28 protein-coding genes and 2 pseudogenes are annotated in these 22598 nt (G+C 40.1%); 21 read left to right on the plus strand and 9 right to left on the minus strand.

Annotation, left to right across the window (positions count from 1 at the left end):
• A pseudogene (locus tag F890_RS18625) lies at window positions 1–108 on the minus strand (IS5/IS1182 family transposase); the annotation flags it as partial.
• A gap of 71 nt (window positions 109–179) precedes the next feature.
• On the opposite strand from F890_RS18625, the gene F890_RS12690 reads away from it, so the two are divergent.
• Window positions 180–1088 carry a tyrosine-type recombinase/integrase gene (locus tag F890_RS12690; protein ID WP_005267259.1) on the plus strand — a complete coding sequence of 303 codons (909 nt, stop codon included), beginning with the start codon at window positions 180–182 and terminating at the stop codon, window positions 1086–1088.
• Here F890_RS12690 and F890_RS12695 read toward each other — a convergent pair.
• From F890_RS12695 to F890_RS12710, 4 genes are all read right to left on the minus strand, one after another.
• Entirely contained in the window at window positions 1085–1651 is a 567-nt protein-coding gene (locus F890_RS12695) for an IS630 family transposase (protein WP_109455560.1), read from the minus strand. The two genes, F890_RS12690 and F890_RS12695, sit on opposite strands and share 4 nt — an antisense overlap.
• The gene (locus F890_RS12700; protein WP_004730277.1) at window positions 1641–2096 is read right to left on the minus strand and encodes a helix-turn-helix domain-containing protein; all 456 of its coding nucleotides are present in this window, start codon (window positions 2094–2096) and stop codon (window positions 1641–1643) included. Before F890_RS12700 ends, F890_RS12695 begins: the two co-directional genes overlap by 11 nt.
• A gap of 413 nt (window positions 2097–2509) precedes the next feature.
• Complete coding sequence (locus tag F890_RS12705; protein WP_108675453.1) at window positions 2510–3076, minus strand: IS630 family transposase; 567 nt, start codon at window positions 3074–3076, stop codon at window positions 2510–2512.
• Window positions 3066–3521 (minus strand): helix-turn-helix domain-containing protein, encoded by a 456-nt coding sequence (locus tag F890_RS12710; protein WP_004647755.1) that lies wholly within the window; start codon window positions 3519–3521, stop codon window positions 3066–3068. Before F890_RS12710 ends, F890_RS12705 begins: the two co-directional genes overlap by 11 nt.
• Window positions 3522–3569: 48 nt before the next feature.
• On the opposite strand from F890_RS12710, the pseudogene F890_RS18255 reads away from it, so the two are divergent.
• Window positions 3570–3854, plus strand: a pseudogene (locus F890_RS18255) (site-specific integrase); the annotation flags it as partial.
• Window positions 3855–4140: 286 nt separating this feature from the next.
• Here the strand turns inward: F890_RS18255 and F890_RS12715 are convergent.
• From F890_RS12715 to F890_RS12730, 4 genes are all read right to left on the minus strand, one after another.
• Window positions 4141–4455 (minus strand): hypothetical protein, encoded by a 315-nt coding sequence (locus F890_RS12715; RefSeq protein ID WP_005267264.1) that lies wholly within the window; start codon window positions 4453–4455, stop codon window positions 4141–4143.
• Between the two features lie 730 nt (window positions 4456–5185).
• Window positions 5186–5692, minus strand: coding sequence for a hypothetical protein (locus tag F890_RS12720; protein WP_005267266.1), 507 nt, complete (start codon window positions 5690–5692; stop codon window positions 5186–5188).
• Window positions 5692–6687: a phage portal protein gene (locus F890_RS12725; protein WP_005267268.1), complete on the minus strand. Its 996-nt coding sequence runs from the start codon at window positions 6685–6687 to the stop codon at window positions 5692–5694. Before F890_RS12725 ends, F890_RS12720 begins: the two co-directional genes overlap by 1 nt.
• Window positions 6687–8474 (minus strand): terminase large subunit domain-containing protein, encoded by a 1788-nt coding sequence (locus F890_RS12730; protein WP_005267270.1) that lies wholly within the window; start codon window positions 8472–8474, stop codon window positions 6687–6689. The genes F890_RS12725 and F890_RS12730 overlap by 1 nt, the downstream gene beginning before the upstream one ends.
• Window positions 8475–8632: 158 nt before the next feature.
• Here F890_RS12730 and F890_RS12735 point away from each other — a divergent pair, with 158 nt between their 5' ends.
• The 19 genes from F890_RS12735 (at window position 8633) to F890_RS12825 (ending at window position 22546) form a co-directional block, all read left to right on the plus strand.
• A complete protein-coding gene (locus F890_RS12735) occupies window positions 8633–9460 on the plus strand; it encodes a GPO family capsid scaffolding protein (RefSeq protein ID WP_005267271.1) in 828 nt (275 codons plus the stop codon).
• A gap of 52 nt (window positions 9461–9512) precedes the next feature.
• Window positions 9513–10502 carry a phage major capsid protein, P2 family gene (locus F890_RS12740; RefSeq protein WP_005267272.1) on the plus strand — a complete coding sequence of 330 codons (990 nt, stop codon included), beginning with the start codon at window positions 9513–9515 and terminating at the stop codon, window positions 10500–10502.
• 10 nt (window positions 10503–10512) lie between these two features.
• Complete coding sequence (gpM, locus tag F890_RS12745; RefSeq protein WP_005267273.1) at window positions 10513–11259, plus strand: phage terminase small subunit; 747 nt, start codon at window positions 10513–10515, stop codon at window positions 11257–11259.
• 103 nt (window positions 11260–11362) lie between these two features.
• Complete coding sequence (locus F890_RS12750) at window positions 11363–11827, plus strand: head completion/stabilization protein (protein ID WP_005267274.1); 465 nt, start codon at window positions 11363–11365, stop codon at window positions 11825–11827.
• Window positions 11828–12037: a tail protein X gene (locus tag F890_RS12755; RefSeq protein WP_005267282.1), complete on the plus strand. Its 210-nt coding sequence runs from the start codon at window positions 11828–11830 to the stop codon at window positions 12035–12037. It begins immediately after the preceding gene.
• A 10-nt stretch (window positions 12038–12047) separates the two neighbouring features.
• Window positions 12048–12440 (plus strand): putative holin, encoded by a 393-nt coding sequence (locus F890_RS12760; RefSeq protein ID WP_005267284.1) that lies wholly within the window; start codon window positions 12048–12050, stop codon window positions 12438–12440.
• Entirely contained in the window at window positions 12437–12730 is a 294-nt protein-coding gene (locus F890_RS12765; protein WP_005267286.1) for a phage holin family protein, read from the plus strand. Before F890_RS12760 ends, F890_RS12765 begins: the two co-directional genes overlap by 4 nt.
• Window positions 12727–13584 carry an N-acetylmuramidase domain-containing protein gene (locus F890_RS12770; protein ID WP_005267288.1) on the plus strand — a complete coding sequence of 286 codons (858 nt, stop codon included), beginning with the start codon at window positions 12727–12729 and terminating at the stop codon, window positions 13582–13584. Before F890_RS12765 ends, F890_RS12770 begins: the two co-directional genes overlap by 4 nt.
• Window positions 13581–14108, plus strand: coding sequence for a phage tail protein (locus F890_RS12775; protein WP_005267296.1), 528 nt, complete (start codon window positions 13581–13583; stop codon window positions 14106–14108). The genes F890_RS12770 and F890_RS12775 overlap by 4 nt, the downstream gene beginning before the upstream one ends.
• Window positions 14105–14554: a phage virion morphogenesis protein gene (locus F890_RS12780; protein ID WP_005267298.1), complete on the plus strand. Its 450-nt coding sequence runs from the start codon at window positions 14105–14107 to the stop codon at window positions 14552–14554. The genes F890_RS12775 and F890_RS12780 overlap by 4 nt, the downstream gene beginning before the upstream one ends.
• Before the next feature lie 78 nt (window positions 14555–14632).
• On the plus strand, window positions 14633–15283 hold the full coding sequence (locus F890_RS12785) for a phage baseplate assembly protein V (RefSeq protein WP_005267300.1): 651 nt from the start codon (window positions 14633–14635) through the stop codon (window positions 15281–15283).
• Window positions 15280–15627 (plus strand): GPW/gp25 family protein, encoded by a 348-nt coding sequence (locus F890_RS12790; protein WP_005267302.1) that lies wholly within the window; start codon window positions 15280–15282, stop codon window positions 15625–15627. Before F890_RS12785 ends, F890_RS12790 begins: the two co-directional genes overlap by 4 nt.
• Before the next feature lie 11 nt (window positions 15628–15638).
• Window positions 15639–16553 carry a baseplate assembly protein gene (locus F890_RS12795; protein ID WP_005267304.1) on the plus strand — a complete coding sequence of 305 codons (915 nt, stop codon included), beginning with the start codon at window positions 15639–15641 and terminating at the stop codon, window positions 16551–16553.
• The gene (locus F890_RS12800; RefSeq protein ID WP_005267305.1) at window positions 16550–17149 is read left to right on the plus strand and encodes a phage tail protein I; all 600 of its coding nucleotides are present in this window, start codon (window positions 16550–16552) and stop codon (window positions 17147–17149) included. Before F890_RS12795 ends, F890_RS12800 begins: the two co-directional genes overlap by 4 nt.
• Window positions 17149–19041: an SGNH/GDSL hydrolase family protein gene (locus F890_RS18260; RefSeq protein ID WP_005267307.1), complete on the plus strand. Its 1893-nt coding sequence runs from the start codon at window positions 17149–17151 to the stop codon at window positions 19039–19041. The genes F890_RS12800 and F890_RS18260 overlap by 1 nt, the downstream gene beginning before the upstream one ends.
• 24 nt (window positions 19042–19065) lie before the next feature.
• Complete coding sequence (locus F890_RS12810; protein ID WP_005267309.1) at window positions 19066–20448, plus strand: phage tail-collar fiber domain-containing protein; 1383 nt, start codon at window positions 19066–19068, stop codon at window positions 20446–20448.
• A gap of 10 nt (window positions 20449–20458) precedes the next feature.
• Window positions 20459–20743: a hypothetical protein gene (locus F890_RS12815; protein ID WP_005267311.1), complete on the plus strand. Its 285-nt coding sequence runs from the start codon at window positions 20459–20461 to the stop codon at window positions 20741–20743.
• 106 nt (window positions 20744–20849) lie between these two features.
• The gene (locus tag F890_RS12820) at window positions 20850–22019 is read left to right on the plus strand and encodes a phage tail sheath protein (RefSeq protein ID WP_005267312.1); all 1170 of its coding nucleotides are present in this window, start codon (window positions 20850–20852) and stop codon (window positions 22017–22019) included.
• 11 nt (window positions 22020–22030) lie between these two features.
• Complete coding sequence (locus F890_RS12825; protein ID WP_005267313.1) at window positions 22031–22546, plus strand: phage major tail tube protein; 516 nt, start codon at window positions 22031–22033, stop codon at window positions 22544–22546.
• Window positions 22547–22598 lie beyond the last annotated feature (52 nt).

Genomic DNA, 22598 nt, shown 5'->3' on the forward strand with positions numbered 1-22598 from the left:
TTGCGTAGCAGGATCAAACCAAATGGCAATATTTCCGCGACTCATGAGTGCTCGGTTATATGCGGGCCAATTGGTTGTGCGGTAGATTTTGTGTGTAGGCTTCTTCATTTGAAAATTATATCGCTGAAAAAGCCTTTACAGATAGGTTTGTGCAACAAAGCCCTTAGAGGTTATAACCAATGGTTGACAGAACAAACTCAAAAACGTTACCAACCGGCGTTAGAATTAGGGAGAATGCACTCGAAATCAACTTCACCTCTAAAAAGCAGCGCTACTACATTACACTCCCACACCCGCCGACTGCGGAAGGTATCCGTACAGCCGCTAAAATTAGAAGTGACCTCATAAATAAAGCCAAATGGGGGATTTTAACTGAGAATGATATAGCACAAGCAAAAGGCCTTGATGTTACAGAAACTGAATCAATGGATGGTCAGCAAGTCTTATTTCAAGATGTTGCACAAAAATTTTTAAAGTTTTCGATTGCCTATAAAGATTCAAAAAATGGCTATCGCAAAATTTTAGAATGTCATTGGATGCCTTATTTTGCATTAACACCAATAGCCAATATCACGACTGAAGATATTGAGGAAGTCATTATCGATCGTAATTTTCAAACAGCGAAAACATTTAATAATTGCGCCACGCCTTTACGTGGAGTTTTCGAGTTGGCTGTTAAGCATAATCAGATTTCTGTAAACCCTATGAATAAAATTCAGAATCGTAAGGTTCAGGTGGAAACACCTGACCCCTTCACACGTAAGGAGATGGAAGCCTTACTAGCTTGGCTCGACAAAAGCTTACATGATGAGGACAAATTTTATCGGTGGTATTTTGAGTTTGCCTTCTGGACAGGCTGTAGACCTTCCGAAATGATTGCTCTTAGAGAAAGTGATATCGATTGGTTCAATGGCACATTCAAAGTTAACAAAAGCCGTGTACGTGGTTTAGAAAAAAAGGTGACAAAAACACATACGTCTCGAGAAGTATATCTGAATGAACGATCAACTCTGGCTTTGAAAGCTTTGCTTCAATTTAAAAAGGATCAAGGCTACCAAACAGACTATGTGATGCTAAGTATCCATTAAAAAGTAAACATGTATTCTTTTCCGAATTGGTTTGATACTTTCTCCACCCATTGCTCTATTTTGTCAGCTGTCATGACTTGAAAATCTCGCCAATAATATTTCATCTGCTTCCATACCATCTCGATTCGATTTAACTCAGGGCTATAAGCTGGAATAAAATACAGATTCGTCGAAAAGTTAGTTTTAAGTAGCTCTCTGTAATCAGCCATCTTTTTACTTCTATGAATCGAGGCATTATCAACAATAAGAACCAATGGAAGGTTATATGTCTGTTTTACTCGTTGAGCTATTCCAGTTAAATAGGCATAAAACCAAGTACTTGTCACTGACTCTTGTAAACAGCTTGTCACCAGTTTCCCCGTTGAAAGCAAACACCCCATGACATTAACTCGTTTTAATCTTATTGCATCAACCGCATGAACATCACCTATCTTTGTCCACGCATAGCGGTTATCAGGTGTAGATGAAAATCCTGTTTCATCAACATAACCTAATATAATTTCACCACGTGCCGCTTGCTCTCGTAATTCTTCAATCTGCTGTGTTGCTTGTTCAAATGCAATCGGATCTCTTTTTTTTCAAGCTATGACGGGTACGCTTGAAGACCATACCTGAATCACGTAAAAACTTACGAATGGTTTCAACAGACACGGACACTTCGTATTCTTCATGTAGTTTGACTCGGATTTGTTCTGCATTGAGTGGACTTGTATTGACCCAATCTAGGATTTTCGCCTGATAGTCTGAGATCAATGTATTGGGTCGACCTGAGCGATGACCTTCTTTAATCGATTCAAGCTCATACAATTCCCAACGTCGGCGTTGTAGCCTTATGGTTTCTGGGATACGTTCTTGTAGAGTGGCAACTTCCGCAACACTTTTACCTTCGGAAAGCCAGAGAATAGTTTGGGCACGTTGCCTTTCACGCCAATGTTTTGCATGCTTGACCAGAAAAATGAGTCGTTCTCGCTGTTCTAAACTAAGTGGTACAGAAACAATTCTAGGCATGTGTGAACATCTGTTAACTAAAAAAACCTTTTCGCATCATTAGTTATTTTTGTCAACTTATTCAAGCAGAATAATTCTAATCAAGAATCAAGTTGATTTTTTTAATTTAAAAATATTAATAATGAATAAATAGTTTATCAGAAGAAGGATTTCTTATTTATTAAATATGATTTCTATATAAAGAGTTATTAAGCCTAAATTCTACTAATAATCTTTGTGAAAAATTCAAGTGAAAATATCTAAATTATTTTGAGTCTTTAATTTTTAAAAATTTAAAATTTAAACTGAACTAAATAGTTGAAATGAAATAATTTATTTATTAATTAAGTATTTATAAAGCTTATTTGAATAATAAAGTTATTTATTCGGTTATATTTAAATTAATAACTATATTTAATTTTACTAAGTTGTCATTAAAAAGTAAACATGTATTCTTTTCCGAATTGGTTTGATACTTTCTCCACCCATTGCTCTATTTTGTCAGCTGTCATGACTTGAAAATCTCGCCAATAATATTTCATCTGCTTCCATACCATCTCGATTCGATTTAACTCAGGGCTATAAGCTGGAATAAAATACAGATTCGTCGAAAAGTTAGTTTTAAGTAGCTCTCTGTAATCAGCCATCTTTTTACTTCTATGAATCGAGGCATTATCAACAATAAGAACCAATGGAAGGTTATACGTCTGTTTTACTTGTTGAGCTATTCCAGTTAAATAGGCATAAAACCAAGTACTTGTCACTGACTCTTGTAAACAGCTTGTCACCAGTTTCCCCGTTGAAAGCAAACACCCCATGACATTAACTCGTTTTAATCTTATTGCATCAACCGCATGAACATCACCTATCTTTGTCCACGCATAGCGGTTATCAGGTGTAGATGAAAATCCTGTTTCATCAACATAACCTAATATAATTTCACCACGTGCCGCTTGCTCTCGTAATTCTTCAATCTGCTGTGTTGCTTGTTCAAATGCAATCGGATCTCTTTTTTTTCAAGCTATGACGGGTACGCTTGAAGACCATACCTGAATCCCGTAAAAACTTACGAATGGTTTCAACAGACACGGACACTTCGTATTCTTCATGTAGTTTGACTCGGATTTGTTCTGCATTGAGTGGACTTGTATTGACCCAATCTAGGATTTTCGCCTGATAGTCTGAGATCAATGTATTGGGTCGACCTGAGCGATGACCTTCTTTAATCGATTCAAACTCATACAATTCCCAACGTCGGCGTTGTAGCCTTATGGTTTCTGGGATACGTTCTTGTAGAGTGGCAACTTCCGCAACGCTTTTACCTTCGGAAAGCCAGAGAATAGTTTGGGCACGTTGCCTTTCACGCCAATGTTTTGCATGCTTGACCAGAAAAATGAGTCGTTCTCGCTGTTCTAAACTAAGTGGTACAGAAACAATTCTAGGCATGTGTGAACATCTGTTAACTAAAAAAACCTTTTCGCATCATTAGTTATTTTTGTCAACTTATGTCCTAAGACTAAGGAACCCTTCTTTAATGAAAAACCACCTAGAGAGCGTCTTGTAGAAGCGATGAAAGCGTGTTCTATACGTCACCGCCCTGCATACAATGCAAGGCATACTTATGCGACGATGTTGCTGATGGATGGCGTCAATCCAATGTTTGTAGCCGATCAACTTGGACATAGTCTACAAATGCTGATCAAACGCTATACAAAATGGTTGCATGGGGATAAAAATAAGCAAGAAATTGCGAAACTTAGCGTAACTCGTACAGCCTAAATACGTCGAAATCAAAAGCTCTTGCAATGAAAAATGTGGCAAATGTGTGGCAATAAAAAAGCCACTTAATATAAGTGGCTGATTTATAACAAGAATTTTGGTGGAGGTGGCGGCTACCTAATTAATTAAATAAACACATAATTTTAAAGGTAAATTATTCTAAAAATTCACTTATGTATAACATATGTATAACAAATTAAAAATTTCACGCCAAATATGAGTTCTATTTCCGGTTCAGGATTTGAACTCAGGTACTGGTACCCTCAATAATAAAGGTACCAAAAGATTATCGGTTCTTAAAACTGAGGTTACTTATTGCCTTCTGTATCTCTAATTTTGTAAATCCTTCACGCTGACCCTTCATAAATATGCTTTTTAAGACTTGTTGTGCATGTCTATTTACATACTGGAACTCAAATGGTCCGTTTGGCACTGCAGATCCATCGTACGGACTTACACCAGTACACACCTTCTTATCATAATCTTCAGTAATCTGATGATATTCCTTTGCAATATTCCAAAGCTTAAATTCTCTAGGATCTATTTCAAATTCACCTATATATCGTTTACGGACAAGATTTTGGACATCATCAATATTCATAGCATCACACCTGGTATGTCGTACAGAAAATATATCAGATGTAGAGATCACACACATATATATAACAGCAATGGCCAAAGTTTGAAAAAAGCTTCTTTAATGTGGTTTTGATGATTTTGAAAATTTCAGGTGAGGAAAAATAGAGGTTAGAAAAGTTAGAAAATTATAAAATAGAATTCAAATATATGATTTATATAAATTAATTAATATTTTAAAAAGGTTAGAAACTGGTTAGATTATGGTTAGTTCTAACTCCTAAAAAAGGTTAGAAGTTCTAACCATTTATACTATTGTTTTATATAAATATTTTAACTTTTATAACTTTTTTCTAACCACTTCTAACCTTTATATGGTTAGAAACTTAATTATTAAATATCAGATACTTAAATAGTAAAAACCTTTCATTTTACTGTTTCTAACCTTTTTTAAGCACTATTGATTGAGTTGAAGGAACTTTTGATAAATCGAAAGTTGTAGGCATTCATTGAATCCCTGTTGAATTATGTAGAACCGAATTCTGAGCATTCGGCTGTGTCCTGCACCAGTACTGCTATGGCTTAGACACCCATCGGCTGGGATCACAAATCTGTTGAATATTCGACACATTTACTGGGCAGGTGAGGTGGGGGGTCAACCGCCCGGCTTGAACCGGATTCTGTGGTTTTAGAAAATTTGGCCAAAAAAAAGCCCTCACACCTGGAGGACTTTTATTTTAGTGAAAATACTGTGATTAGCTTTGCTTATCGGGCTTCACTTGCTGTGGCCATGCCTGGTCTAATCGTTCTGCATCAATTGCGTGTTCATCAGCTGCTGCTGCGATTGCTCCACCACGTTCTGCCATTTTTTCGAGTACGGAATTGCAGGTCTTGGCGTATTCAATGAGGGCTTGATTGGAACCTGAGGACAGACGTTTGTCGGTATCACTGATCTGCTTTGACAGCCGGTCAACAGCCAAAGCACTGTCACTGGCAGCAGCCAGCGCAACTTGTAGGTTTTTATTTGCATTTCGTTCTGACTCCAGAAGATCTTGTGACCATACCTGCTCTACTTCATGCACTTCATTGGCATGTTGAGACGCAACCAAATCACGTTGGGTTTCGGCTAAAGTTTTTTGTGATTCGAGTAAATCAATTTGATGTGACTTACTTGTGCAGCTGGTGACTGAAAATGCCAAAGCGATGGCCAAGGCAGCCATCACGATGAATTTCCAATGTTTAATTGCCAAAGCAATATTCATTATTGTTTTTCCTGTTTGAATTGAAGTTGATGAAACTCTTTGAAGCGGATGATCTGATCACCTGCCCATTCGTTTACTGTGTTGGCGAATAAATTTTGAAGTGGAACAATTTCGGAATACCAATAGGCTTCACGTGCTTCACTGATAGATCCGAAGCCACCTGCATTGGATGGAATGATTCCGAGAAGTTGTGGCGGTGTACGTTGGGATGCAAGAACATCATCACGTGTGACATTTTTAATATTTAAGAATTCATCTTTGGCAGCCAATTCACTGATTGGAATCAGTTGCAAACCATCCTTTTTTCCATTTGGTGCATGCAGAAATAAATTTCGGAAGTTACCTGGACCACGTGAATCTTTCATCGCTTGTTTCAATGCATCCACATCTGCATCATCTACACCAGGATCAGTCATATATAGGATGAAGCCGGCATGAGATCCGTTGTTATAATATTTTCGACGAAATAAAGTGGCTGACTCATTGAGCCACATGGACTGAAGTGCCGCGATATATTCAGGCGTTCCATAAATTTCTTGATCGACATCAATTCCTTTGATGTGACAAACGGTACCAGGTTTAAAAATGTGTTCTTCAAAACCATTCAGCAGCTGCAGAAATTCATTCGAGTTTTTCATGCGTCTGGTGTACTTGGCCATGAGTCCATCATAGTGATGTGGATCATTCAAACGATTGTCAATCCGTTGCAAATAGCCGTTTCCAAATACCAAGTAGTCAAAAGCTATTCGTTCAAATTCAGATGAACTAATCAATTTATTTGGTGTGAATGAAGACACCAGTTGATTCTTTTTATAAAACACTGCAGTCGACAAATAAGGCATTGCCTTAAAGGATTTTGCCAAAGCATTCATACTGATATGTGGTTCGTAATAATTGCCACACAGCCATGTTTCATAAAACTGTGATAAGTCACGGCCATTCATCACCGGTTCTGCATCACCGAATGTAAATGCCTGCACTTTGCTGTCGGACATTAGTAAATCTCCATAGAGGATTTCTTAGTTTTTGTTTGGTCATCAAGGGTCAAAGGCTCATTTGCGAAGGCATGGAAAATGGCAAAAGCCAAATCAGCATGACCAATATTTTCTGCACGTGATGCTTCAAATGTCATTTGTCTTTGTGAAGCCGTCAGTGTTTTACGAATCGCCATAATCGACATGGCCACATCTGTGGATCCAGCATCAAATTCAAAGCGTCTTTTGTTGATCACATCCATGGCTTTCATGACCAATTGTGTTTTGACATCGACGCTATAATTGAAGGTCGTTAGATTCGGGAAGAAATCAAGAACCAATTGCGCCACACCAGTACCCATACCGGACTTATCCAATCCGATATATTTGACGTTATATTTGGTCGTTAATTTTTTGATGTATTGCGCTTGGCTGGCAAAGTCCATGCCTTTGAACTGGTGATGTTCAAGCAGTCGGAATTTAGGATAATCAGGTTCAGGTGGTGCAATGACCACAAGCCCTGCACTGTCGCCACTTTCTGCTGGATCGTATCCAATCCAAACTGGTTTATTACCAAATGGACGCAATGCCAATGGCTTAAAATCTTTGGACCATACTTCCCATGAATCGACCATACACGGCTGAATGATGGACAGTGGAAAGACACTATGACCATCATCGACAAATTCACACATATATAAATTGGCGAATTCTTCAGGACTATTTTCAGCAATCAATTCATCAATATCGAATAGATCACAGCCTTGGCGTTCAGCATCCTGAATATTGACGATATGTCGCCACATTTTGTCGCCACACAAAGCACCGTCTCTTAATTTTGTGTGACTGGTGTCGATATCAATTCGATTTTCTTTGCTGCGACCTTTATTGAATGCGTCCCCTGTCCAGAATGCATAGGCTTCATGAGTTTTGCTAGAAGGTGTACTAAAATAGGTCTTTTTATATTGTTTTTGGGCAGCCATTGCCGATGCCACTTTTTTTAAGGTGGCAAAGCCATGCACCCAGAAGAATTCGTCAAAATACAAGTCGCCATGGTATGACTGAGCTGTTTTTGCATTGGTCCCCAAGAAAATTAGCTGAACGGTATTACCACATGGCAATGTGATTGAAATTGGATCGCCTTGCAGATCCACTTCAATGGATTGCATGACAAAGTTTTTGATGTACGTTTTAAAACCGTGTGCCTGCGCTTTCGATGCAGACAAGAAAATCTGATTTCGACCAGTGGTGACAGCTTTGATCAATGCTTCACGTGCAAAATAGAATGTTGCACCGATCTGACGTGATTTTAATAATGCACGGTTACGTTGTTCGCGTGCACGGTACCAAACCTTTTGATACTCAAATAAACCTTCATCAAAGTCTTCAAGAAGTTTTTCAACTTGTTCTTCAGTCAGTGCATTTGGTTGTTTTGGCTTACGTGGTCCAGCAGTTCGATTTTTTAGTTTTGGATTCAGATCGGTTTCATTGCCACCATCAGAATATTTATCGATTCGTGCCATGCGCTCCATCTGACGCATGAGCAAATCAATTTCTTTGTAATCACCAGGTGTTTTTTTCTCAAGAATAATCAGTTTGATCAATTGAGCAGTTAAGGCTTCACCGACTCGACCAACAGGTGCATCTTTATCCCATTCATCACGTGTTTTCCAAGCATGAACATTTTTATCAGGTTCATCGATGTGATCTGCAATCGAGCTAATTCGCCACCCCATCCAATACAAAAATTTTGCTAGAAGGCGTTTATCAAAGGTCAGATTTTGTGGGGTATTAAGTGCATTATCCATTGGCTCATTAAGCCAATACATTAGTTTTTATTCATTGCACTGATATTGTGAAATAGTGTTTATACAACCCACTTAGATTGAATGTTCAGGCTGTTCTTCCGATTCTGCTAACTACTTTAAATAGATTTTATCTATCGACATAGACACAGGATTCAGAAATGAAGAAATCCAAATTTTTCCGTGTTGCTGTTGCTGGATCCACGACTGATGGTCGCGTGATTGAAGCAACATGGATTCAACAAATGGCTGACAGCTACGATCCAAATACATACACAGCATTAGGCAACCTTGAACATTACCGTGGCTTTTCACCAAGTTCTGAATTTGGCACTTATGCAAAGGTCACTGCCCTAAAAGCTGAAGAAGTAGAAATCAACGGTACAAAAAAACTTGCTTTATTTGCTCAGGTTGATGCGTTTGATCAATTAATCGAACTTCACAATGCAGGTCAGAAATTATTTACTTCCATTGAAGTAAATCCGAATTTTGCTGATACCGGTAAAGCGTATTTGGTCGGTTTAGCATTCACTGACACCCCTGCTTCATTAGGTACGCAAATCATGGAATTTGCTGCAAAACAGCCTGAAGCAAACCCATTTGTTGGTCGTAAACAAGATGTAGCCAATTTGTTTACTGCAGCTGAAGAAGCTGACCTCCAGTTTGAAGATGGCCAAGATGCACCAGCAAAAGGCCTGTTTTCTAAAGTTTTGGATTGGTTGAAGCCACAACAAGAACAACAAGACAATAAAAATAAAGACCAATTCAAAGAAGTATCTGACTCGCTAGAAGCGATTGCAAAAACCTTTGGTGAAAGTCAGACCAAGTTGCAAAAGGTCGAAACTGAGTTTTCGGAACTTAAAACCAAGCATTCTAAATTGGAACAAGACTTCACTGATCTGAAAGCCAAATTAGAAGGTGAAGAAAATCCAGGTACACCACCGGCACCTGAAAACACTGGCAACTTCTCTGAACAAATCGAGTGCTAATAGTTTAATCACTGTTAGCAGTCCATAAATATTGCTTATAAGCGAGAAAAAAATGCGTAACGATACACGTAAAAAATTCAATCATAGTTTGGCAAAAGTTGCTGAACTCAACGGTGTTGAATCTGCACAGGTGCAATTTACAGTCGCACCTGCACCAGCTCAAAAAATGGAAGAAAAAATTCAGGCTTCAAGCGAATTTCTTCAAAAAATTAATGTCATGCCTGTCGATACTCAAACAGGTGAAGCAATTGGTTTATCTGTCAATAAAACAATTGCAGGTCGTACTGATACATCAGGCAATGGTGAACGTACTCCAACTGATCCGACTGGTTTAGGTTCAGACAAATACGAATGCAAGCAGACTGATTTTGATGTGGCGATTCCATATGCAAAACTTGATGCTTGGTCAGTTTTCGCAGACTTCCATCAACGTTGGACTAATGCCGTTGCTAAAGCAATTGCTTTGGACCGTATCATGATCGGTTTCAACGGTACATCTGCAGCAGCAACAACTGATCGTACTGTAAATACAAAATTGCAAGACGTGAATATTGGTTGGTTGCAAAAGATTCGTACTAATGCACCTGATCGTGTGATGTCAACAGTCACCGTGGGTGCAGCTGGTACATATAAAAACCTAGATGCTTTGGTGGTCGATGCAGTCAATGAATTAATTGATGAAGTTCACCAAGATGATACGGATCTCGTCGTGATCTGTGGTCGTTCACTGTTGGCTGACAAAAACTTCCCAATCGTGAATGATGCGTCTGACAATACCAATGTATTGGCTGGTCAGGTTTTATTAAGCCAAAAACAAATCGGTGGTTTACCTGCAGCACGTGTACCACACTTCCCTGATAATGCACTTTTGATCACGTCTTTTGACAACCTGTCAATCTACTATCAAAAAGATGCAAAACGTCGTTACATCCAAGAAAAACCAAGCAAAAACCGCATTGAAGATTATCAATCTTCCAATGAAGCGTATGTGATTGAAGCATACGAAAAAGTTGCATTGGTTGAAGGCATCACAATTCAATAATAGGTGATTTATGTTGAGTCCAGCTCGACGACATCGCCTTCAGGCTTTGGCAGCAAAAGAAGCTGCCAAGGCTGATGAATTTGGTGGTGTACGTCCAGACGCAAGCGTCTACCAATTACAACTGACCGAACTAAAAAATGACATTCATGTTTTACGTTCAATCCAGTCTCAAGACAAACGCGCTGAAGCAAAAAAAGAATTGATTCCAAAGCACATGCCTTATGTGTTGGGTGTCGTTCAGTCAGGCGCAAAAGTTGAACAAGATGAAGTGATCACCACCATCATGCTGTGGTGCTTTGACTGTGGCTTGTTCAATCAAGGATTAAGCCTTGCTGAATATGCTTTAGAACAGAACTTAAAAATGCCTGATTCATTTAGTCGCAGTACTGCAAGTATTGTTGCTGAAGAAATTGGCAATGCTGCTCACAAAACCTATCAGGATGGCCAAGTATTTAAACTTGATGTTCTTGAAAAAGCGGATCAACTGACTGCCAACCATGATATGCACGACCAGATCCGTGCCAAATTATATCTGGCAATTGGTCGGACTTTCTTGCAGTTAGACCGTGGATCCGAAGCAGTAGCATTTATCAAAATGGCGATTGCAAAAAATAAAAACTGTGGCGGTAAAACAGATCTTAAAAAAGCTGAAAAGCTCTACAAAGAACAATTACAAAATTCACCTGAACCCATGCTGAATGCAGATGGTTCACAGGTCGTCGATGACCAAGGCAACTTGCAATTTCATCCGACGTAACGAGTGCCCCGCGCCAACCGAGGGGCAGAATTGACGATGTAATGACATTTTTATGTGTAATTACAAACTCAATTCTCCACCCCTCAACTATTTGAGAATGACAATGACCGGACTAATTGCAAACGGCAACCGCAACAATGAAGATGTTGTCATCACCAGTGAAGATTTCTTTCCTGAAATTTCTTCAAAAGCCATTCGTGAAAAATTGCGCTTTGATAGTAGTGTCACCAATGAGCGTTTAATCCCTGCCATCGAATCAGCCATCATTGAAGTGAATGATCAACTTGAATCTCTCACATCAAAAGCAGCCACACTTGCCCAACTCAGCACAAAAACCATTACTTCAGGTACTACCACAAAACCGATTACTGAAGTTTTATATTTCCGTGCCGTTGCTGCAGCTGTTGGTGCTGAACTGAATGAACAATATCGCGCTTATGACACCACAAATAATGGTGGCCAAAAAGCTGATGAATTGACACCAACCATTGATGACTATCGTCGTGATCTGCGCTTTGCCATTCGTGATTTAAAAAAAATTCGTCGTTTGAATGTGGAGCTGGTCTAAATGAAAACTGTTTATGCCCTTCAAGATGACACGGTTGACGCTATTTGTTGGCGCAATTATGGACGTTCATCTGGTGTGGTCGAAGCAGTACTTGAAGCCAATCCACATCTGTCTGCATTTGGTCCATTTCTTCCGATGGGTACCAAGGTTCAGTTACCAGAAATTCAAACCCAACAAAATAAAACGCAAAGCATTCAGCTTTGGGACTGAGAACAAAAATATGGCTGAACCAACCACATCAACCACTGTCGCAATTACCGCTTCTGCAGGATTGGTATCACTCCTTCCATTCGTGAATGGTGATGCACTGTTTGGTGCCGTAATTGGTGCAGCATTTTTAGCATTTACCCAAGAGTCACTGAGCTATGGAAAACGTATTTTTTCGCTCATGTTATCCATTGCCCTGGGCTATGCATTAGCACCTGAAATTTCCAATCGTACAGGTATAAACAGTCACACGGTGATCGCTTGTTTCACCAGTATGTTTGCTTTACCGGTATTGGTTAAAGTCATGACGTGGGTCAATAAATCCACCCTGACAGAAATATTCAATACCACTTCAAAGTTCTTTTCTGCCCTGTCCAATACCTTTGGAAAGGAGAATAAAAAATGATGCAACTTATGTTGTCGCCATTGGCGCAGACTATTTTCTCAATCATTGCCGTGCTTTGTTATGTGGCATGTGCATTTCGTATTTTATGTTTTGACCGCCTTCACCTGCAGTCATGTTCGTTACGATTATTCGCAACTGTTTTGATTGGTGCATTCCTGGCACAAAGCATTCACATCATTTTCATCAAGGATCCAGTCACGATATGGGATTCAATTCTTGCTGTATTCCTATTGATCTTTATTTTTCGCAGTAAAGGCAATGTCGTTTCAATGTTACGGAGCACCCCATGAGTATTTTAAAAATTGGATCTAAAGGTTTAGCCGTCATTGAATTGCAAAAGCTACTCATCAAAGCCGGCATGACAGGAAAAAATAAAAAGCCACTTTCAGCTGATGGTGACTTTGGTGAAAATACCGAATATGCCGTCATTCAATTTCAGAAATTAAAAAACCTGAAAGTCGATGGCTTGGTCGGTGACTACACATTAAAAGCATTACGTGGCGAAGACACCAGTAAACTTTTAAAAGAAAGTGATCTGGTCGCAGGTGCAAAACGTTTATGTGTACCGGTCATCGTGATCAAAGCGATTGCTGAAGTTGAAACACTGGGTGAAGGTTACTTGCCAAATGGTAAACCGAAAATCTTATTTGAACGTCATCGCATGTATTTCTATTTGAATCAGAAATTCGGCAAAACCAAAGCCAATGCATTGATGGCCAAACATCCGAATATTGTGAATACAAAAACAGGTGGTTATCACGGTGGATCTGCTGAGTACACACGTTTAAGTCAAGCAAAACAGCTTGATGAATCGTGTGCGTTGCAATCTGCTAGTTGGGGCCGTTTTCAGCTGATGGGTGAGAATTGGAAAGACCTTGGCTATAAATCTGTGCAAGATTTTGTGGCTCAACATGAACAAAGTGAAAGCCTGCAGTTTGAAGCATTCCTTCGTTACTGTGAAAACAAGTCTGGTGAAGTGGATGATAAGCATTGGAAGTTGATCGATGCATTACGTCAAGAAAATTGGCATGTGGTTTTTACACTGTATAACGGTCGAAATTATAAAAAATTAGGCTATGACAGCAAATTTTTACGTGTGATGAATCGCCTCGATCCAAACTATAAGAGTGCTAAAGCTGCATGAAAAAGCCACATCATTTAAGAGAATATCTATTAAAAGCGATTCCTGATCTAAGCCCAGATCAGGACCGCTTACTAATTTTTGCAAACCAAGGCAGCTTGCGAAGCACGATGGCAGGCGGTTTTAGTTTTGAGCAGTCATATACGCTTGATGTCATTATCACAGATTATGCAGGTGATATTGATGTGATTGGTGTTGTGCTGTTCACATGGATTGCAGAACATCAATCTGAGCTCATGGCCAACCATGAAAAAGGCAAACAGTCGATCACCTTTGAAGCTGAATTAATTGATAACAGTAAATACGATATCAACTTTCAAATTCCACTGACTGAACGTGTCATTGTGAAAAAGAATGCCGAAGGAAAGCTTGAATTAAGTTATCCGGCTGAACCGCAATACACACCATTTGAAAAACCTACAAACGTCATACTGACTGATTCATCCGGTCATGAATTGGCATCATGGACCACAGCTGAAAAAGAAGGTTATTCAATGGCGTTTATGCCACCAGGTAAAAATCCATGAGCAGCAATGTACTTGAATTGGCTAATTATCTTCAGCCGTTATTAGAACGGCTGTCGATGGGTGAACGTGCAAGACTTGCCAAACAAATTGGTCGTGATTTAAGAAAAAGCCAAGGAAAGCGAATTTCTGAACAGAAAAATCCTGACGGATCTAGTTATACCCCACGACGTAAACGCCTACGTGAGCAAAAAGGCAAAATCAAAAGAAAAATGTTCACAAAAATAAAGAATACGAGCAATTTAAAAGTACTAAGCAATGCAGATTCTATTGCAATTGGCTTTGTCGGTCGTGTCGCTAGAATTGCACGTGTGCACCAGGACGGTTTAAAAGATCGTGCAGAAAAAGGTGCACCAGATGTGGTCTATCCAAAACGTGAATTACTTGGTTTTACCGAACAAGATATTAAATTGGTTGAAGATTCATTCCTAAAACATATCAAACTTTAAATTCTTTCATCTTGTGAAAATAGGTTTATACAACTTTACTCAGCTGAAATGTAGAAATCTATAAAGCAAAGTGTTGGCATGAGTGCTGACCTTAATCGTCGTCTTGAAAATCTAATTCGTTTTGGAACTATCAAGACCATCAACCCGTCTAAACCAATTCCACGAGTCATTGTTAATCTTGGCGATATCGACACGCCTGAAATTCGCTGTATGAATGTACGCTCAGGTGCAGATGCCACGTGGGATATGCCATCGGATGGTGAAGAATGCGTGGTTGTATCACCTTGCGGTGAAATTGGTCCAACAAGTTTTGTCTTGTACGGCTTTTATAACGACGACCACCCTGCACCGTCTGATGATCTCAATCAAAAAATCCGCATGTTTGCTGACGGCTGTGTCATCGCTTATGACGTATCAGCCCATCATCTGTCTGCAATTTTACCAAGTGGCGGTACTGCTGTTTTGACTGCTGATGGTGGTGTCATTGTGAATGGAAATACAACTATTAATGGTGATTTAACCCTGAATGGTAATCAAACCACCAATGGCAGCACAGTCATTAGTGGCAATCACACCGTAGGTGGCAGTCAACTGGTGCAAGGATCCAGTCATTCAACCGGTCATTTCAGCACTGAAGATGATGTCACTGCAGGCGATATCAGCCTGAAAAATCATAAGACCTCAGGTGTTCAACCTGGTTCGGGAACTTCTGGAGAACCAATTCCATGATGTCACGTGAGCAAGGCGCAATGGTTGCCGATGAATTAGATCAGATCCGTCAATCTATCCACGATATTTTGACCACGCCAATTGGCTCACGTGTCATGCGTCGTGAATATGGTTCGCTTATTCCACAGCTGATTGATGCACCCTTTAATGAAATTACGGCATTACAGCTTAAAGCTGCCACAGCAAATGCCATTTTGCAGTGGGAAACACGTGTCATGCCAAATTCAATTTCTCTCTATGAATCTGAAGGTGGTCGTCATGTTCTTGATTTAGATCTGACCATGACTTCAAACAATCAGAACCAATCTTTAAAAATCCCATTGGATCTTGGTGCAACTTTATAAGTGATCAACAAATGGCAAATTCAAATTTAACCGCAATTGATTTATCACAGCTGAATCCACCTGATGTGGTGCGTCAGATTGATTTTGAGACCATTTTAAAAGAAGGTCTTGAAGACTTTTATCAGCGCATGGAAGAAGTTCAGCCAAATTTTCCACGTTATCTTGAGTCAGATCCAGCCATGAAGCTGGCTGAAGCTTTTGCTTATCGTGAAATGTTGGTCCGTAAAGAATCTAATGAACAAGCTTTAGCAGTACTGCTTGCATTTGCAAAAGACAATGATCTTGATCACAAAGCAGCTGAACGAAATCTTCAACGTCGAATCATAAGCCCAGCCACAGAAAATACACCTGAAGTCAAAGAATCTAATGATTCTTTGCGTAAACGTGTGCAACTTGCACCTGAAGGTCAAACGACTGCTGGCAGTGAAGGATCATATATTTTTCACGGTTTAAATGCTGACCCACGTGTCAAAGACATTTACCCATACGCCCCATTAGATGAAACCGGCAATCCAGCTGGCATTTGCAATATTTATGTTCTTTCAAATGAAAGTGATGGTACTGCACCAGAAGATTTACTCAATGTTGTAAGTGCTGCACTAAATGCGAAGTCAGTACGACCTTTGACAGACAAGCCAATCATTTATTCAGCATCGATTTTAAATTACAGCATTGATGCTGAGATCTTTATTGATGAAGGTCCAGATGAAAATATTGTCTTAGACAGCTGCTATAAGGCAGCCCAAGAATATACAAAAAAAAGTCACTCATTTAATGACGGCATTTCTCTATCAGGAATTTATCAAGCATTGCATCAGCCTGGTGTTAGTCGAGTCAACCTGATTTCACCTGCAGGCAATATCGATACATCCATTGGTCAAGTGGCTTTTTGCACTGGCATCAATATTGTGAGGGCAACTGTATGAATAAGCTCTTGCCCCCAAACTCCACCAAGTTTGAAATGAATTTTGAAGCTGCATTTGCACGTGTTTCAAATGTTGAAATCAATATTCGCAGCTTTAACGATCCACTGACTGCACCAGTTGAAGTGTTGCCCTGGTTAGCTTGGGAACGTTCAGTTGATGTGTGGAATAAAAGTTGGTCAGATGCACAGAAACGCCAAGTGATTAAGACGTCACTGTATAACCATTCGATTAAAGGCACAGTTGAATCACTTGAAGTTGCTTTGAATTCGTTAGGCTTTCCAGTGATTGTCCAGGAATGGTTCAACATGGTGCCCGTCGGCAAACCATATACATTCAAGCTATACATCCAAACCAGTCAAGACAGCGTTTCTGTCACAGATTACAAAGAATTATTCAAGGTCGTTCGTGCTTATAAAAATTTACGTTCGCACTTAGTTGATACCACTGTCTTATTAGAAAGCCCATCAAACTTACAAGTGAATGCTATGACACAGGCTGGTCATGAATCTGAGTTTGTGAAATCTGCAGGTGGCTTGCATTTAGATGGTACTTGGGCTTTGGACGGTACTAAAAAATTGAATGGAGTAAATATGTAATGCCAAATATTGAAGGTCAAAAACGATGGTCCGCAGTACGTTTGCTTGAAACACATGAATTGGCACGTGGCGGTTTCAATGGGAATTTAAATGAACAAGCAAAAGCCCTTGCTGACCGTACTGAATTTTTAAATCAGGAAAAGGCGAGTAAATCTGAAATTGTTCAGGGCGTTTTTGAATTTGGGACTTATGCAGAATTTAATGCAGCCAAAGCGACTTTACCATTGAACTGTACTGTAGTGATTGGTCAAGAAAATACCACTGGTACTGGAACATGGGGAATTGGGAATAATCGCTGGAACGGTATAAATTTAGAGAAAAGCTATGATCCGATTGAAAAGGCAAAAAAATATGTTCACACCGCACTAATCAATTACGATCAACTGACAGGCGAGTTGAGTAATTTTGGATTAGTTCGCGGAAATATTCGAACAGGGGGTATTGACGCAGATACAAGTACAGATACACACAAAAAAACAGATTATATTAGCGTCAATGCTGGCGATGTTATCGAACTACGAAGCGATGATTATCTCTACAATCCTACTTTTTATGATGAAAACAAAGTATTTATATCATCACCAAACACTTGGCTGACTACATCTTCAAAATTTACAGCTGCTCAAAAAGGTTTTGTACGCCTCGCATTTAAACGAGTTGATGAAGGATTAATTAATCAGACTGTATGCGATTGGGCTGTTATCCAACCAAATGACGTAACTTTCGTGAAGCAAAGAAAACATATTGCAGACAAATTAATTTCCACAAATCACTTATCGGATGAACTTTTAGAACGCTTAATTAGCAGAACTATAGAAGTAAAGGAGTTTGAAAAGTTTTTAGGAAATATTGTCTCAAGTAATGGTGCAAACGGTTCGACAACAACGTCAACACATGTTCATCGTACCGACTTCATAAAAGTGAATATCGGGGATAAACTTAGTCTTACTAGCTCACAATATTTATATTGTCCATTCTGGTATGACGAAAATCAAAACTTTATTTCTTCAACTGGTACGTGGTCAACTGCTGAAATAACTGTAGCACAAGCAGGATATGTAAGATTTACAACTAAACAAGCTGACAATGGTGCTGAGATTATTGATTTGCCCAACATAAATTGGATAAAACTAACGAGACCTGTAGGTGCTTTTGTAAGAAATTCAAGTGAGATAAGTGATCAGATCATTAAACCTAGTCATTTGTCTAGCGAAACACTCGCTTTAGTCGGAGGTGGTGCTGCTGCTGTAACCCAGTGGCTTGGCAAAAAGTGGCTAAGTCTCGGAGATAGTATTACGGCACGTGGTTGGTATCAGCCTCACGTTGTATCTGAACTAGGTTTAGCATCGTATGTCAACTTTGGCGTTGGTGGGACAACACTTGCTAGAAAGACAGCATCAGACACAACAGCTATGTCTGTTCGTTATGAAAGCATGGATGCAACAGCAGATTTAATCACAGTATGGGGTGGCGTGAATGACTTTGGTTATGCATACGGTTCTAACACAGGTACAGTGCTAGGAACTATGGGTGACACATCTATTGATACAGTTTACGGTGCACTAAAAACGATTATTGAAGGACTCATCACAAAATATCCGCTTGCAAAAATTGCTTTCATCATCACACCGCCTGTTTCAAACGGCATGGGGATGCGTTCTCCAAATGCGAAAGGATTTAGGTTAGAGCAGTATTGTCAAGCTGTACGTGAAGTCTGTGAATATTATTCAATCCCATATCTTGATCTGTATAAGCAGTCAGGGATCAATGAAAAAAATATCAATATTATGACGAGCAATATTGGTGGAACAGCACCTGATGGCTTACATCCGAGTGCAATTGCTATGCAGAGGATTGCTAAAAAAATGTCTGCATTTTTAAGAGATATTTAGTTCAACGAATTTGGAATATGATCAATGTACAAAACAATCTACACTTCTATCGGATTATCACTTGTTGCTCAGGCAGTAAGCCAAAATAAGACTATTGAAATCACCCACTTTGCCGTGGGTGATGGCAATGGCAATACCATTGAACCGAATGAAAGCATGCGTCAATTGGTTCGTGAAAAATATCGTGCAACCATCAACCGCATTTATCAAGATCCTGAAAACGAAAACAAATACACTGCTGAAATGATTATTCCAGTGACTGTTGAAGGCTTTGTGGTTCGTGAAATCGCGCTATTTGACCGCAATGGAAACATGGTGCTAGTCGGCAATACACCTGAGGTTCATAAACCAACATTGGCAGAAGGTGTCACACAAGATTCTGTTTATCGAATTCCATTTGTGATTTCAAATCCTGAAGTACTTGAATTAAACTTCGACCCCAATGTGATTATCGCAACGCATCAATGGATCCTGAATACACTGACCCCTGCAAATATGTTTCCAGGCGGTACCATTGGCCAAGTACTCAAGAAAAAAACCAATGCCGATGGTGATACAGAATGGGCAGATGCTGGATCTGCTGAAGTATTCGTCAACACGATTGAAGAAGAACAGTCATTAGTGGCTGATCAACTCATTGTCGATCTGAGTGAAACCACCACCACTGGCGCTGCTGTCTATATCAATGGCGACCGTATTACCAATAAATCCGGTGCTGACGGTTGGCTTGCAACGACAGCCACACGGATCACTTTAGGCAAAGCTTATCCTGGTGCAAAAATCCTGATTGTTCAAAATGAACCACTAGGTGCAGCACCCTATCCCTTGGCACAAAAAAATAATCTTTCAGATGTTTTAAATAAGCCGTTGGCACGTCAAAACTTGGGTGTCATGAGTGCAGATGAAGCAAAATTTAATGACTGCCCTCCTGGTACTGTCATCACTTTGGCTTCACAGAATATCCCGACCGGTTATCGATTATTAAAATGTAATGGTGCCGCTTATTCACGTACCGCATACGCAGAACTATTTGCAGCCATTGGCACACTCTATGGTGCAGGTGATGGCGTAAATACCTTTAACGTGCCTGATGCACGTGGTGAATTTCCACGCTTTGCTGATGATGGTCGTGGCATTGACGCTGGTCGTGTCGTGGGCAGTAAACAGACTCAGCAAGTACTAAAACATAAACATTTAAGTTTTGGTGAAGCTACTGGTGGATGGATTTTTGGAAATTCATTAACTCGTGGACATATGGGTACCCATGGCGGTTTAGACCGTGACAATTATCTGTATTTTACAAATGACGGTACCGAATACTTAGATCAAAATCCGAACCCAACAGGTACGGTCGGCAATGAAAACCGTCCACGTAACATCGCTTTACTTGCATGTATCCGCTATTAAGGAATGAAACATGAATCAGATTATCGTGTATCAAACCAATTATTCAGGTCTATTTGTCGGTGAAACGTTGGCAGACGAATCACCGCTTGAACCTGGTGTATTTGCCATACCTGCAGGTTGTGTCGAGACGGCACCACCTGAAAGTTGGCAAGAAGATCAATGGCCACGTTGGAATGGCTTTAAGTGGGAACTGATCCAAAAGCCTGAAGTTCAGCAGGTAGTATCGCCTGAAGAAAAATTGGCTGAGTTTTTGGCACAAAATCCAGATGTCATGTCTTTAATTAACGCCAAATAGTTCGTAATTGTATAAACCTAGTTTCACAATTTCCGAAACTTAACACTGCCTTAAACTAATGCAAGCCTGTCTATTGAATTAAAACCTCCAATAACAGGCTTTTTTTATGGCAGATTATCACCACGGTCTGCGTGTCTTAGAAATTAATGAAGGCACCCGACCAATCCGAACCATTGCAACTGCTGTTCAGGGCTTAGTTGCGACTGCAGAAGATGCAGATCCACTTGTATTCCCACTGGATACACCAGTACTACTCACCAACATTCAAGCTGCTGTGGCCAAAGCTGGCACATCAGGCACATTAAAAACTGCACTTCAAGCGATGGCCAATCAAACCAATTCACTTTGTGTGGTGGTTCGTGTGGCAGCTGCTGCAGAAGAAGCTGCCCAAACTGCAAATGTCGTGGGTACAGTAACTGCACAAGGCAAATACACTGGCTTAAAAGCACTACTCACAGCAAAAACCAAGTTGGGTGTTCAGCCACGTATCATTGGCGCACCTGGTCTTGATACTCAAGCAGTAGCCACTGAACTTGCTGTCATTGCACCAAAACTTCGTGCCTTTGCTTATGCCTATGCATGGGGATGTCAAACCAAAGAAGAAGTCGTGGCGTATCGTGATGCATTTTCTTCACGTGAACTCATGATCATTTGGCCAAACTTTGTGGCGTTTAATGTCGATACAGCACAAACCGAAACCGTTCCAGCTGTGGCATGTGCCATGGGCTTACGTGCCAAGATTGACAATGAAATTGGTTGGCATAAAACCTTATCCAACGTAGCCGTTCAAGGTGTCACTGGTATTGATGCTGATGTGACTTGGGATTTACAAGACCCTGCAACGGATGCCGGCTATCTCAATAGCAATCAAATCACCACGCTCATTCAACAAGATGGCTTCCGTTTCTGGGGATCACGTACTTGTTCTGACGATCCTTTATTTCCATTCGAGAACTACACACGTACTGCACAAATCATGGCAGATACGATTGCTGAAGCGCATATGTGGGCAATCGATAAACCAATGCATCCGTCATTGGTCACAGACATGATTGAAGGGATCAAGTCAAAACAGCGTGAATGGACTCGTCTTGGTTATCTCATGGGTGGCGATTCTTGGTATGACCCTGAATCAAACAGCAAAGAAACACTGAAAGATGGTCAGCTCAATATCGACTATGACTACACACCAGTGCCACCGCTTGAAGATCTTCGTTTCCGTCAGCGCATCACAGACAGCTATTTGGCTGATTTCGCTGCTTCGATTACAGCATAAGGAATTAACGCATGGGATTACCTAGCAAACTCAAGAACATGAACCTTTTTAATGAAGGTGCAAGTTATTTAGGTGAAATCAAAACTGTGGTTTTACCTAAATTAGGTCGCAAGACTGAAGACTACCGTGGTGGCGGTATGAATGGCACGGTCAAGACAGACATGGGTATGTCTGATGATGGCTTGGTGCTTGAATCCACATTCGGTGGTTTAGACCTGCTCACATTACGCCAATACGGTATGGAAAAGATCGATGGCGTGTACATGCGTTTTACTGGTGCTTATCAACGTGATGACACTGGTGAAGTCGATGCAGTCGAAGTCGTGGTTCGTGGTCGTCATGAAGAAATTGATGGCGGTGATTCTGAACCAGGTGAAGACACTGAACATAAAGTCGTGACCAACTGTGTGTACTACAAACTGACAGTCAACGGCAAAGTTGAAGTCGAAATTGACATTCTAGGCTTCAAAGAAGTGATTGACGGTGTTGATCGCTTGGCCAAGCAACGTAACGCTCTCGGCATTTAAGTTTTCCTACCCTTGCATGAACAACGTTTTGTGCAAGGTTTTTTTAATTTGT

Origin of the sequence: Acinetobacter sp. CIP 64.7, assembly GCF_000369745.1 — a bacterium.
Taxonomy (GTDB): Bacteria; Pseudomonadota; Gammaproteobacteria; order Pseudomonadales; family Moraxellaceae; genus Acinetobacter; species Acinetobacter fasciculus.